Origin of the sequence: Lacticaseibacillus porcinae, assembly GCF_003946305.1 — a bacterium.
Taxonomy (GTDB): domain Bacteria; phylum Bacillota; class Bacilli; order Lactobacillales; family Lactobacillaceae; genus Lacticaseibacillus; species Lacticaseibacillus porcinae.
This window is the reverse complement of record NZ_RHNS01000012.1, coordinates 15,715-29,283: the sequence shown is the minus strand read 5'-3', so window position 1 is coordinate 29,283 and position 13,569 is coordinate 15,715. Positions and strand designations below refer to the sequence as shown.

The following is a 13,569-nucleotide window of genomic DNA, read 5'->3' as shown; positions in this document are numbered from 1 at the left end:
GAGGCTCCTTATGCGATATGCAGGGATGCAATTGTTGTTGGACGATATTAAGTCTGATCTTAGTGTAGCACAAGCCGTGCCAGCGATGACGACAGATGGGCGCTGCATGCGCTGCGGACAAAAACAAGCGGTGACGTTGCCGATCGGGTGGCGTTATTGTCCAGTGTGCGTGAATCTCGGTCGCGTCGTTGAAGGCCAATCGTTGTTTCGCTTTGAAGCGCCGCGCTTTCCGCCGACAGCTTCGTTGACTTGGCAAGGGGAGTTGACGCATGCACAACAACAAGCTAGTGCTGAATTATGTGCGTCAGTGAAAGCGCAACGGGAACATTTATTGTGGGCAGTGACTGGTGCTGGGAAAACGGAAATGTTGTTTCCTGCGATCGCGCAATTGTTAAATAAGGGCGGTCGCGTTGGTGTGGCGGCTCCGCGGATCGATGTGGTCCGTGAACTGGCACCGCGTTTGGCACAAGCTTTTGCCCATACGCCAATGGCTGTGCGCTACGGCGGTGCTCCTTGGCCAAAGCAAGATGTGCAGTTGACGGTGTTGACCACCCATCAACTGTTGCGTTACTACCATTGTTTTGATTTATTGGTGATCGATGAAGTCGATGCGTTTCCTTTTGCCCATGATGCAGCGTTAATGTATGCTGCCCAACACGCTGTCATTGGTAGTATGGTGTGGTTGAGTGCCACCCCTGATCAAAAATTACTGCAACAAGGTCGTCGCGGTAAGATCGGCTTAAGCACTTTGCCACGACGATTTCACGGTTATCCACTGCCAGTGCCGAAGCTTGCTTGGGTGAAAAAAGTCCATTTGCCTCAACAATTACCCCAACCGTTGCTTGATCAACTGAAAAAGTTGGTGACGACACATCGCGTGTTATTGTTTGTGCCAGATATCGATTGGTTACGACCAATCGTCAAAGCATTGCGTCGACAATTAAACGTTGCGGTGCAAAGTGTACATGCGCAAGATGAAGCACGCGAAGCCAAAGTCTTAGCGTTTCGGGCCGGGGAGATCCAAGTGATGGTCACCACGACGATTTTAGAGCGTGGGGTGACGATTCATCGTTGCGCGGTAGTCGTGTTATCGGCAGATTCGCCAAGATTTGGCCACGACGCCTTGATTCAAATGGCAGGCCGTGCCGGGCGGGCAGCAGATTCACCAGATGATCCAGTGTGGTTTTACGTGCAACATTACACGCGCGACCTTCAAGTGGCAATCACCACCATTGAACAACTCAATCACATGAAGGCGGGATGACAATGGCTTGCGTTTTATGTGGTCAACCGATTCAAATCGAGTGGACCTTGACGAAAATCTTTACCTTAACAAAAGTGCGCGCACCACATTTATGTCGTGCGTGTTTGCGGCAATTTACTCGCATCGATCAAGCCAATGCCTGTCCTGGTTGCGGTCGCGCCGATTCACCGACGTTGTGTTATGACTGTCAGCGTTGGCAAAAAGCTGGTTACCCTTTGCTTCATCATCGCGCAGTGTTTCAATATGACGGCGCGATGAAAAGTTTTATTCAACAATATAAAGGGTTAGGTGATTGGCGATTGCATGTCGCGTTTCAAGATCTGATTCAACCACCAAAATCAACTTATGTTCCCATTCCCACTGAAGCCGGTCATTATCAAGCGCGTGGTTTTGATCCAGTGCTGGGGTTGTTTGATCATTTGTCGCTACATCAATGGTTAGAAAAAGCGGACACCCCAGTTCCACAGGCTCAGAAAAATCGTGCAGGACGGTTAATGACGCCGCAAAGTTTTTCCGTGCGACCACTGGTGTCACTTGCGCAAATTTCACAAATCACGTTGTTAGATGACCTTTACACCACTGGACGGACGCTTTACCATGCCGCTGACGCGTTGCGCGAGGCAGGGTTTCATGGCACCATCACAAGTTTTTCGCTAATTAGGTGAATAATTCACAGCTTTTAGGTTTGTACATTTGGAATCAGTTCGGTATAATAGGGTTAGAGATTGGAAGGGCTCTCAAATGCCCGCCAATCGGGCGCTGTGGCTTATCACAGCGTTGATGAAAGGGGAGAAGTGTCATGCTAACATACAACGTTCGTGGCGAAAATATTGAGGTTACCGATGCCATTCGGGCTTATGTCGAAAAGCGCATTAGCAAGCTCAACAAATTCTTTGATAACTCGGTTCAAGCGATCGCGCATGTGAATTTGAAAGTTTACCCCGACAAGACGGCTAAAGTTGAAGTAACGATCCCACTGTCTTATCTCACGTTGCGCGCCGAAGAAACCAGCCCTGATCTGTATGCCAGCGTTGACTTGGTTACCGACAAACTCGAACGCCAAGTGCGCAAGTACAAGACCAAGATCAACCGCAAGTCCCGCGAAAAAGGGCTCGCCCCGATCCAAGTGGACGCCGCTGATGAAGAAGCAGTTCCAGAAGATGACTTACAAGTGGTTCGCACAAAGCGTGTTTCCTTGAAGCCAATGGATTCTCAAGAAGCCATTTTGCAAATGGATATGCTTGGCCACAACTTCTTCATTTTCGAAGATGCCGAAACTTCTGGCACCAGCATTGTCTACAAGCGCCGCGATGGTCGTTATGGCCTGATCGAAACTGACGAATAATAATGGAAAAGAGTTGCTTCGGCAGCTCTTTTTTTGTGGGGTCGGGTAAAGGGAGAAAATCAGTGAGCTCCGGTGAACTTGTTCCACGATGCGGCTGAAATCAGTTCTCGTAGCCGGCCGGTTGCAGAGATCGGCAAAAAGCGCCGATGCTCTTTCACCTAAAATCAAAGCCGAAGCCCACGTCTTTGATTTTGCCTGAAAGCATAACTGAGCCAGAAAATCACTGTCTCAGCTATGCTTTCTGCCACGTTCGCTGATTTCAGCCGCATCATTCCACAAGTTCACCTCCGCTCACCGATTTTCTGTGTTCCCTTAGTCTTCTGATATCAGGCGTCACTGATCGATCATTCGTTAATCATGGATCAGTATCGATTCGGATGTTCATGGTGAATTCCTTGCCAACAAATGAGCGACGCGACAGTGATTTTAAATTGGGACGGAAGCTGGCCGTCGCTGCATCATGAGATTTTTGTTGGCGGTTCACTGCCTACAGAATGCCGCAGGGGAAGATCCACTTGGCGATGAGCGTCGCGAAACGTCCAAGTTAGCTTCCCCGAGGACCCTCATTATGCAACGGCGAGCCAGCTGGAGTCCCAATTTCAAATCTCCCGACGACGCTCAGGCTTTTTTCTTGTGCCCCAGTTTTAAATTTTGTTAATCAATGCTAGAATAATGAGGATACTGTCAGTCAGTGTACACTCTTGCTGGGTTGCACCTAGCAAATCGTGACAGAAGGGAATTTAATTAATGGCTAATCCACTTAGAAAATGGGTCGAAAACGATAAACGCGAAGTTAACCGCATCGGCAAAATTGCCGATAAAGTGATCGCACATGAAAAAGAAATGGCGGCTTTGTCCGACGAAGAATTACAAGCCCAAACCCCAGCGTTGAAGAAACGCTTGGAAAACGGCGAAACCCTTGATGACATTTTGCCTGAAGCGTTTGCCGCAGTGCGTGAAGGCGCCAAGCGGGTCTTGGGGTTATTCCCATTCCGCGTGCAGATCATCGGTGGGATCACCTTACATGAAGGTAACATCGCTGAAATGAAAACTGGTGAAGGGAAAACCTTGACCGCCACCATGCCAGTGTATTTGAATGCTTTAGCAGGACATGGCGTCCATGTTGTTACTGTCAACGAATACCTCAGTGCGCGTGATGCCACTGAAATGGGCGAACTTTACAACTGGATGGGTCTTTCTGTGGGCTTAAACACCCATGAAAAGTCTTCTGACGAAAAGCGTGAAGCTTACAATGCCGACATCACCTATTCCACTAACGCGGAATTAGGGTTCGACTATTTGCGTGACAACATGGTTGTGTACAAGCAACAAATGGTGCAACGCGAATTAAACTATGCCATCGTCGATGAAGTTGACTCCATTTTAATTGATGAAGCCCGGACCCCATTGATCATTTCTGGTGGCGCTGAAAAGTCTAACGGCTTATATATTCGTGCCGATCGTTTCGTCAAAACGTTAAAAGAAGAAGACGACTACAAGATCGACTGGCCAACGAAGACCATTTCCTTAACTGAAAATGGGATCCGTAAAGCCGAAAAGACCTTTGGCTTGAAGAACTTATATGACACTGAAAACACGGCCTTGACCCACCATATGGACCAAGCGTTGCGAGCCAACTACATCATGCTCAAAGATATCGACTACATGGTCAAAGACGGTGAAGTCTTGATCGTCGATTCCTTTACTGGGCGGGCCATGGAAGGTCGCCGCTTCTCTGATGGCTTGCATCAAGCGATCGAAGCCAAAGAAGGCGTTGAGATCCAAGATGAGAACCAAACCATGGCGACCATCACCTATCAGAACTTCTTCCGGATGTACAACAAACTGTCTGGGATGACAGGGACGGCGAAGACTGAAGAAGAAGAATTCCGGGAAATCTACAACATGAACGTGTTGACGATTCCAACCAACCGTCCGATCGCCCGTGTCGACATGCCTGATATTTTGTATCCAACGTTGGATTCTAAATTCAAAGCTGTCACTGCAGATATCAAAGCGCGCCATGAAAAAGGCCAACCGATCTTAGTCGGGACCGTGGCCATCGAATCTTCTGAACGTTTAAGCAAAATGCTTGACGACGAAGGTATTCCTCATTCCGTCTTAAACGCCAAAAACCACGCCCGTGAAGCAGAAATCGTCATGAACGCTGGTCAACGTGGTGCCGTCACCATCGCCACCAACATGGCTGGTCGTGGGACTGATATCAAACTTGGCCCTGGCGTCAAAGAAGTTGGCGGCTTAGCAGTGATCGGGACTGAACGTCATGAATCTCGTCGTATCGATAACCAGCTTCGTGGCCGTTCCGGTCGTCAAGGGGATCCAGGTTACACCCAATTCTACTTGTCACTTGAAGATGACTTGATGAAGCGTTTTGGTTCTGATCGCATCAAAGCGATGCTTGATCGCTTCAAGTTGGAAGACGACGAACAAGTGATTCGCTCTCGCATGATCTCTCGTTCTGTTGAATCTGCGCAAAAGCGGGTTGAAGGGAACAACTACGATACCCGTAAGAACACCTTGCAATATGATGATGTCATGCGTGAACAGCGTGAAGTCATTTACAAGCAGCGCCAACAAGTCATCAATGAAGATGACACGTTGAAGCCAGTGCTCATGGCGATGCTCGACCGTTGCATCACCCGCATCGTCCAACTTCATACCCAAGGCGATCAATCTAAGTGGGAACTCGACAAGATCTATGACTATGTGACCTCCAACATGGTATCCAGCGACAAGCTGGCAACCAATGCTTTTGAAGGGTTAAGCCAAGATCAGATCATCGACAAAATCGAAGGCCTTGCAGAAGACAACTACAACGAAAAACTCAAACAATTAGGCGACAAAGACCAAATGCTTGAATTTGAAAAAGTGGTTATCTTACGTGTTGTTGACTCTTTATGGACTGATCACATCGACGTCTTAGATCAATTGCGTCAATCTGTTGGCTTGCGTGGATATGGTCAAATGAACCCATTGGTCGAATACCAAGAAGAGGCTTATGCGATGTTTGAAGAAATGATCGCCCACATGGATGAAGACGTGACGCGTCTGTTCATGAAAGCCGAAATTCGTCAAAACATTCGTCGTTAGGCACCACAAAAGACCGGGCATGCCCGGCCTTTTGCATTCAGTGGCAGATGGAAGTGACTTGGCGTCACTGCGGAAAACTGGACCATTGCCGGTGCGGCCGGCTACAGAAATCGACAAAAACCGTCGATGTTCTTTCGCCTAAAAATGAAACGAAGAAAATCGTTTCGTTTCATTTTTTACCGGTGATATCTGCGTGAACCGCCACAAACCGGCGTTTCATTTGATCTCACTGCCACGGGCCATGGTCCAGTTTTGCTCAGTTGCTAGCACTTACGGGTTCCGACATAGCTGCTCCGGGAGCATCTCGGTGAAATAACCGGTTGTCTAAACCCAAAGTTATCGTGATTTAAATTATGTTATTAAGGAGAAATTCTGTATGGAAATCGCAGAAGCGCGCAATACCCTTGCGCAATTACGCACCAAAATAAATCAATTCAGGGGGTCTCTTTGACCTCGATGCCTTGAACGAACGCATTTCAGAAAATGAAGGCCGCATGGCAGAGCCAGATTTTTGGAATGATCGCGAATCTGCCCAAAAAGTGATCGATGCTAACAACATCCTCAAAACGAAACATGACAATTTCTACGCGTTGTCCGATCAACTCGATGATCTCGACGTGTCGTTGGAATTGTTACAAGAAGAACCTGATGACGACATGCAACAAGAACTTGAATCAGGCATTCATGATCTTGAAGAGAAAATGAACAACTATGAAATGGCGTTGTTGTTGAATGGTCAATATGACGCCAACAATGCCATTTTAGAAATTCATCCTGGTGCTGGTGGTACCGAAGCCCAAGACTGGGGGGCAATGTTGTTGCGGATGTATCAACGTTGGGCCGATCAAAATGGCTTTAGCGTTGAAGTTGCTGACTACTTAGCAGGTGATGAAGCCGGCTTGAAGTCAGTCACCTTGTTGATCAACGGCAACAACGCATACGGCATGTTGCGCGGTGAAAAAGGTGTGCATCGCTTAGTGCGGATCTCACCATTTGATTCCGCAGGTCGTCGGCATACTAGTTTCGCTAGTGTTGATGTGATGCCTGAACTTGATAACTCCATTGAAATCGACATTCGTCCAGAAGACATCAAAATGGAAGTCTTCCGTTCCAGTGGTGCTGGTGGTCAGCATATCAACAAAACCAGTTCTGCGGTGCGTTTGATCCATATTCCAACCGGGATCGTGGTATCCAGTCAAGCGCAACGGTCACAGTTTCAAAACAAAGACACAGCGATGGGGATGTTGAAAGCTAAACTTTATCAACGTGAACAAGAGATCAAAGCCAAAGAAGCTGCCGCCATCAAAGGTACTCAAATGGAAGTGGCCTTTGGTTCTCAAATTCGCTCATATGTCTTCCACCCTTACACCATGGTCAAAGATCACCGTTCCAATTACGAAACTGGTAATGGGCAAGCGGTCATGGATGGGGACTTGAACCCATTCATCTATGCTTATTTACAATGGCAGTTATCTACTGAAAACCCTGATTAATTGAATTTGCATGTCGATGTGAGCTTGATGAAGAACACAACATGCAACGTCGTTAATGGTTCGGATAACAGCAAGAGTGCTGTGTTACTGATCGCGCAAGCGCATTGAAATTGGGCCGGAAGCTGGCTCGTCGCTGCATCGTGAGGACACTCACTATGCAGCGATGAGCCAACTGGAGTCCCAATTTCAATGCACTGGCATGTAACGGTCACATGACGCTTGTGTGACAAACGCTTTTGTAACGTCAATGCAATGCTGTTGTTGTATACGCCTGTTATACTGGTCGCAGTGAAAAAAGTGATTAAGGAGAATCGTGACATGATTCAGATGAAAAACGTGATGATGAAGTATGACAACGGCGTCGTCGCGATGAAAGATTTGAACCTCGAAGTCGATCCAGGCGAATTCGTCTATGTGATCGGCCCTAGTGGTGCTGGTAAGTCAACGTTTATTAAAATGCTTTATCATGAACTGACCCCTAGTGAAGGGGACATCGTGATCAACAATTATGATTTCAAAACCATGAAGCCTTCTGAAGTGCCATATATGCGGCGCTTGATCGGCATCGTGTTTCAAGATTTCAAATTGTTGCCACGATTGACAGTTTATGAAAATGTCGCCTATGCGATGCAAGTCATCGAAACCCCTGACAAAGACATTCGTCCTCGGGTGTTAGAAGTGTTGAAGTTAGTTGGTTTGGAACAAAAGCTCCGTCGTTTCCCTTCTGAATTATCTGGTGGGGAACAACAACGGGTTTCCATCGCTCGCGCTATTGTCAACAAACCTAAAGTGGTGATCGCCGATGAACCAACTGGTAACTTGGATCCTGAAACTGCTGAAGGCATTATGAGCATTTTGGAACGGGTCCATGATAATGGAACGACGATCATCATGGCGACGCATAACCAACAAATGGTTGATGAACATACTCACCGTGTCTTGGAAATTGCTGGCGGGCGCTTAGTCCGTGATGAAAAGGAAGGGAGTTACGATAGTGAAGCCTAATGTATTCAAGCGACACCTCAAAGACTCCTGGAAGTCCTTGCGGCGTAATGGTTGGATGTCAGTGGCTGCGGTTTCCGCAGTGACGGTCACCTTGTTGTTAGTCGGTATCTTCATGGCGTTGTTGATGAATGTGTCTCGCATTTCGACCCAAGTGGAAAACGATGTCCGCGTGCGGGTTTACGTTGACCGCGGTACCAAAAAGGCGGAAGAAACCAAATTAGAAAAGCAGATCAAAGCTTTACCTAACGTCAAAACCGTGAAGTATCGCTCTGCTAAAACTGAATTGGATACCATTGTTGGGAGCTACGGCTCGCAATGGAAGATGTTCTCTGGTGATAAGAACCCGTTGAACAACGTGTTCTTAGTGGATACCAAAGATCCAAAAGCTACCATCAAAGTGGCCAAGCAAGCACAAAAGCTGAAGCATGTCTCTGAAGCTTCTTATGGTGGCTCCACTGCCAAAAAGTTATTCAAGACTGTTGATACGATTCAACGTTGGGGCATCGGGTTTACCATTTTACTGTTGTTTGTGGCCGTGTTCTTGATCTCTAACACTATCCGGATCACGATTTTATCTCGTGCTGATGAAATTGGGGTCATGCGTTTAGTTGGGGCCACCAACAGCTACATTCGCTGGCCATTCTTGTTAGAAGGGGCATGGACCGGGTTGCTCGGTTCGTTGATCCCAATGTTAGTCGTTGATATCGGCTACGGATTGGTATACGCCAACGCTGGGTTGACTACTGCCGCTAACGGCTATTCCTTATTCCCGACGATGCCATTCTTATTCTGGCTGGACGTCGCTTTGGCTGCGATCGGGATCATCATTGGTGCTTTAGGTTCCGTTGTTTCCATGCGCCGCTTCCTTAAAATCTAAAAGTTTTTCGTTGAGGTTGAGACATCATTCGTCTCAACCTTTTTTTGATGGTAATGTCCGATATCGATAGTGATTCAGCAAACTATACCAATATGCCTCCGGCACGAAAATCTGTGGGCTCCGATCAAAAGCGTTCCGGCGGGCTAGTCATGGAACGCTATGACGCTCGTCGGAGCTAATTTTGCAATCGCTACGCTCATAACCGCAAAATGGATCTCCTTCTCGTGGGGCTCTAAGCGATAAATCGCTAAGAGCCCCACGGCTGATGACTAGCCCGCCTCCACGCTTTTGATCTCCGCCCACAGATTTTCTACGTTGATATGGCCGGCTTACAAATCAAATACGTTGACGTTACGACGTCATTCACAAGACTAAACATGATATTAACGTCGACATCACGTGTTTTGTAGCCATCAGGTGACAGTGGGCTAGCGGAGTGGAGGAACTGAAATTTAGGTGAAGGAGCATCGGCGCTTTTTGCCGATCTCTGCAACCGGCCGGCCACGAGAGATGATTTTAGTTCCGCAACGGAGCTAGCTCACTGTTGCCTGGTGGCGGCATGAAACGCTGACGCTGCCGGACACCATTTGCATCAGAAGTGCCAAGATGTATTGATGTCTCGGTCCCTTTTTAGTCAGGCAACAAATTTATTTTTTAGATTTACAGAACTTTTACGCCGAAAATGACAATGTATCCGTTTGCATTTTGATGTGTCAGTCATGTATCGTTCGGCTTATCGCTGTTACATGATATACTAAAGGCGAATAGGAAGGTGAACCGCGTGCGATTGTTTTTGACCTTGTTAGGCCCGATTACTTGGGTGGGCTTTCTCGTCGCAGTATTTTGGCACTGGCTGCGCTTGCGACATGAACGTAAAGTCTTTTTAACGGCGATCGATCGCCACGCCACTGGGTTGTGGGCGGGGGTGATCGGCGGCGTTGCTGTGGCTATCATCATTTCAGCGTTGAGTGTCTTAGGCGGGGTGTTGTTATCACCGGCAGTGCTCATGATGCTCAGTGCTTTGTCTTTGGTGATGTTATTGCTATCAGGCATCGGCTTTGGCCCTTGGTGGTTGCCGATTGCTGGACTGCTAGCGATTTACTTGCCGCAGACCCGCTTTGCAGTGGGAATGCCTGAAGCTTGGACATGGCGATTGTTGCTGTTAGTCGGGTTGTTATGGCTAGCAGAAGCAGGACTACTGAAAATCTTTGATCCGCCGATCGATGTGCCGACGATCAAACAAGGTCCCCGCGGTGCGAAAATTGCGATTTATGCGCATCGACAATTTTATTGGTTGCCGTTAGTTTTACCAATATCAGGGACGACCTTTGCACAGTTGCCTTGGTGGCCAGCGTTGACGATCGGGAATTTACATTTTGCTTTGATCGGGTTGCCAGTAATATTAGGCGTTGCGTTGCGAACGAAAAAGCAATTACCGAAAACTGCCATTAAATTATGGATCTGGCAATATCTCATTGCTGGCTTGCTAGCCTTAGCACTAACTGCTGGGGCATGGGCCTTGCCGAGATATGCGGTGATTTGGTTAGGAATCGCCGTGATTGTCGGGATCGCAGTCGGCGTCGCCAATCACTACGCCAATATGCGTGGGATCAACTATGTCTCACAAACCATGACTGGTGTGCGATTAGTGGCGATCCAACCGGAAACCCCAGCGGCAAAAATGGGCTTAGAAGCCGGTGACGTGGTGTTATTATGTAACCAAATGGCAGTCCATAATGACGCCGAATTATACGCGGCGATCCAAGCGCACCCAACATATTGCCGCTTGAAGGTAATGCGATTAGATGGTGCGATCAAGTTATGTGAAACAGCGATTTACGAAGGGGCCCCACACGAGTTGGGCATGATCACTTTTGCGGAGGAGCAAGCATGAAAAAGATCCTGGTTGTGGATGATGAACCGGCTATCGTGACCTTGTTACAATATAATCTCGAAAAAGAACATTTTGATGTGACCACAGCAGGCGATGGGGACTCAGCGTTGACCTTAGCGTTGCAAGAACACTTCGACTTTATTATTTTAGATTTGATGTTGCCAGGGCTTGATGGCTTGGAAGTCACCAAAAAGATCCGCGGCGCCAGCATCACCACACCGATCATGATCTTAACGGCCAAAGATTCTGAAACCGATAAAATCGTCGGCTTAGAACTCGGTGCTGATGATTATGTGACCAAGCCATTTTCACCGCGAGAAATCGTGGCGCGGATCAAAGCGATCGAACGTCGCGTCACCAAAGATACGACCGCACAACCTGCAGGCCATGGTGCTAAAGCCGAACAAGAATTGATCGTCGTCGGCGGCTTGCGCATCGATCCTGAGAATTATCGTGCGACTAAAGATGGTGAGAAGTTGACGTTAACGCCGAAAGAATTCGAACTGTTAGCCTTTTTCGCCAAGCGCGTCGGGAAAATCTTGTCTCGCGATGCCTTGTTAAATGGGGTATGGGGCTTTGAATACCCTGCAGAAACGCGGATGGTCGATATTCAAGTCTCACATTTACGCGATAAAATCGAAGCTGATCCAAAGCACCCTGATTACATTAAAACAGTGCGTGGTTTCGGTTATCAAATGGAGGTCCCAAATGAATAGAGCGACCCGCCAATTACTCACCTCAAGCCTGCTGGCCATAGCAGGCTTTTTCGTCATTATCGCTGGTAGTGATCAACTGTTGTTTCACCAACAAACCACTCATCTCAAAGCGGTGTATCAAACATACTTAGCCACAGGGAAGAAAACGCAAGCTGTTGCTGAAGCTGAAGATGTGGCGATCACACCATTAGTTGGCAAACCTGAATCAAAGCGTCAAAAACTGATGCAAGATTTGATCGATCAAAAACGCACTATCGTTGATCACACACCGCAAGTGGTGACGTTCAACGGTCAAACTGAACAACTATTTATTTTTGAAGGCCAACATAATCATTTTGTCGGGGTGTGGCAGAAAAAAGCAAGTTTAGCCAACACGTCACCTTCTGATTTATGGGTGTTTACCATCGGTTACTGGGCGCTCATGATAGTATTGATCGGCTGGCAAGTCAAACGCCAGCGTTATTGGCAAGGGCATATCGATACCATGACCCAAAATATTGCCCATATTCGTCAAGAAGGTAGCGTTAATCCGATCATTTTAACGCCAGGATCACCGTTTATGGCGATGGGGGCGGAGATCAATCACTTGGAACAAGCGGTCGATCACTTACGTACCAAAGTCGTCCTTCGGCAAGCCAGTTTTGATCGGTTGATCGACCATTTACCTCAAGGGGTGATGTTGATTGATGCCGATCGCAATGTGTTGCTGGCTAACCAAGCAATGGCGCGGTTTGTCGGGCACCCGATCGCACCCAACGTCCATAATTATTTAGATGATGTCAAAACTTATCGCTTAGCGCGAATGATCGAGCACACTTTCCGCAATCAAAAGTCTCATCATAAAGAAATGACGATGTTGACCACCCAAATGTCTGTTGATGCCAATGTCATCGCCTTAAAAGCACAAGCTGATCGGGAACAAGTGTTGGTGATTTTATATGATGTCACGTACTTGCGGCAAGTCGAACAAATGCAACTGGACTTTGTCGGCAACGTCTCCCATGAATTGAAGACGCCAGTGACTGCGATTTCTGGTTTTGCGGAAACGTTGTTAGCTGGGGCTAAAGACGATCCGGCAACTTTGGATCAATTTCTGAATATTATTCACGATGAAAGTACCCGTTTGACCAGTTTGATCACTGATATTTTGACCTTGAGTCGACCATCTGATGCGCCAGCTAAACATTCGGCAGTCGATCTCAATCAGTTGATGGATCAAGCCGTGAAGAGTTTGGCCAAGCCGATCAAAGAAAAGCAATTAGATGTCTCGATCCATATTCCAGATGATTTAACGATTCAAAGCGATGATGTGAAGTTGTCACAAGTCATCCGTAATTTATTAAATAATGCGGTATTTTATAATCGCGATCATGGTAGTGTTGATGTCACTGCGACAACGCAACCGAACCAATTAACGTTGACGTTCCAAGATACTGGCATCGGGATCGCAGATACTGACCAACAACGGATCTTCGAGCGGTTCTATCGCGTTGATAAAGCCCGCTCTCGTCACAATGGTGGGACTGGCTTAGGCCTTGCGATCGTCGCAGAAATGTTGCAACAACTCGGTGGTGATGTCGCCATTCATTCACAAGTTGGCGTAGGCACGACCTTCACGGTGACACTACCGCGTTAACGCTTCAAAATTGCTGTTGAACGTGTTTCTACTATATAATAGTAATTAACGAGATACACATCACCTATTCTCGTGGTCGCTGTTTTGTGATGCGAAGTCGTTAACGTCGATCGATAGCCGGAAAGGTTTTGAATTTGGGCCGGAAGCTGTCCATCGTGACATAGTGAGATTTCCGTTGGCGGTTTACCGCCTACGGAAAGCCGCAGGTCGAGATCCACTTTGAATAGG

Annotated in this window: 10 protein-coding genes; all 10 read left to right on the top strand. The window is 47.5% G+C overall.

The genetic code is table 11. The features are described 5' to 3' along the window. Positions 1-10 precede the first annotated feature (10 nt). Positions 11-1,264, top strand: a complete 1,254-nt coding sequence (locus EKM92_RS09675; protein WP_125710267.1) for a helicase-related protein — start codon at positions 11-13, stop codon at positions 1,262-1,264. Positions 1,265-1,266: 2 nt separating this feature from the next. Further along, entirely contained in the window at positions 1,267-1,929 is a 663-nt protein-coding gene (locus tag EKM92_RS09670; protein ID WP_225420772.1) for a ComF family protein, read from the top strand. A 134-nt stretch (positions 1,930-2,063) separates the two neighbouring features. Beyond that, positions 2,064-2,609, top strand: a complete 546-nt coding sequence (hpf, locus tag EKM92_RS09665; RefSeq protein ID WP_056963469.1) for a ribosome hibernation-promoting factor, HPF/YfiA family — start codon at positions 2,064-2,066, stop codon at positions 2,607-2,609. Between the two features lie 747 nt (positions 2,610-3,356). Then, positions 3,357-5,720, top strand: a complete 2,364-nt coding sequence (gene secA / locus EKM92_RS09660; RefSeq protein WP_125710265.1) for a preprotein translocase subunit SecA — start codon at positions 3,357-3,359, stop codon at positions 5,718-5,720. A gap of 376 nt (positions 5,721-6,096) precedes the next feature. Then, a protein-coding gene (prfB, locus tag EKM92_RS09655; RefSeq protein ID WP_125710263.1) for a peptide chain release factor 2 occupies positions 6,097-7,213 on the top strand; the annotation gives its coding sequence in 2 pieces (ribosomal slippage) (positions 6,097-6,168 and positions 6,170-7,213; 1,116 coding nt in all). Between the two features lie 318 nt (positions 7,214-7,531). Further along, the gene (ftsE, locus tag EKM92_RS09650) at positions 7,532-8,218 is read left to right on the top strand and encodes a cell division ATP-binding protein FtsE (RefSeq protein ID WP_125710261.1); all 687 of its coding nucleotides are present in this window, start codon (positions 7,532-7,534) and stop codon (positions 8,216-8,218) included. Further along, positions 8,208-9,095 (top strand): permease-like cell division protein FtsX, encoded by an 888-nt coding sequence (gene ftsX, locus EKM92_RS09645; RefSeq protein ID WP_125710259.1) that lies wholly within the window; start codon positions 8,208-8,210, stop codon positions 9,093-9,095. The genes ftsE and ftsX overlap by 11 nt, the downstream gene beginning before the upstream one ends. 781 nt (positions 9,096-9,876) lie before the next feature. Beyond that, entirely contained in the window at positions 9,877-10,989 is a 1,113-nt protein-coding gene (locus EKM92_RS09640; RefSeq protein WP_125710257.1) for a PDZ domain-containing protein, read from the top strand. Then, positions 10,986-11,705, top strand: a complete 720-nt coding sequence (locus tag EKM92_RS09635) for a response regulator transcription factor (RefSeq protein ID WP_125710256.1) — start codon at positions 10,986-10,988, stop codon at positions 11,703-11,705. The genes EKM92_RS09640 and EKM92_RS09635 overlap by 4 nt, the downstream gene beginning before the upstream one ends. Beyond that, positions 11,698-13,341: a two-component system histidine kinase PnpS gene (gene pnpS / locus EKM92_RS09630; RefSeq protein WP_125710254.1), complete on the top strand. Its 1,644-nt coding sequence runs from the start codon at positions 11,698-11,700 to the stop codon at positions 13,339-13,341. The genes EKM92_RS09635 and pnpS overlap by 8 nt, the downstream gene beginning before the upstream one ends. Positions 13,342-13,569: the final 228 nt, after the last annotated feature.

Coding starts and splice junctions, on each gene's coding strand:
- EKM92_RS09670 (WP_225420772.1), top strand. CDS start 1,267: ATGGCTTGCGTTTTATGTGGTCAACCGATTCAAATCGAGTGGACCTTG.
- EKM92_RS09675 (WP_125710267.1), top strand. CDS start 11: ATGCGATATGCAGGGATGCAATTGTTGTTGGACGATATTAAGTCTGAT.
- pnpS (WP_125710254.1), top strand. CDS start 11,698: ATGAATAGAGCGACCCGCCAATTACTCACCTCAAGCCTGCTGGCCATA.
- ftsE (WP_125710261.1), top strand. CDS start 7,532: ATGATTCAGATGAAAAACGTGATGATGAAGTATGACAACGGCGTCGTC.
- secA (WP_125710265.1), top strand. CDS start 3,357: ATGGCTAATCCACTTAGAAAATGGGTCGAAAACGATAAACGCGAAGTT.
- hpf (WP_056963469.1), top strand. CDS start 2,064: ATGCTAACATACAACGTTCGTGGCGAAAATATTGAGGTTACCGATGCC.
- EKM92_RS09635 (WP_125710256.1), top strand. CDS start 10,986: ATGAAAAAGATCCTGGTTGTGGATGATGAACCGGCTATCGTGACCTTG.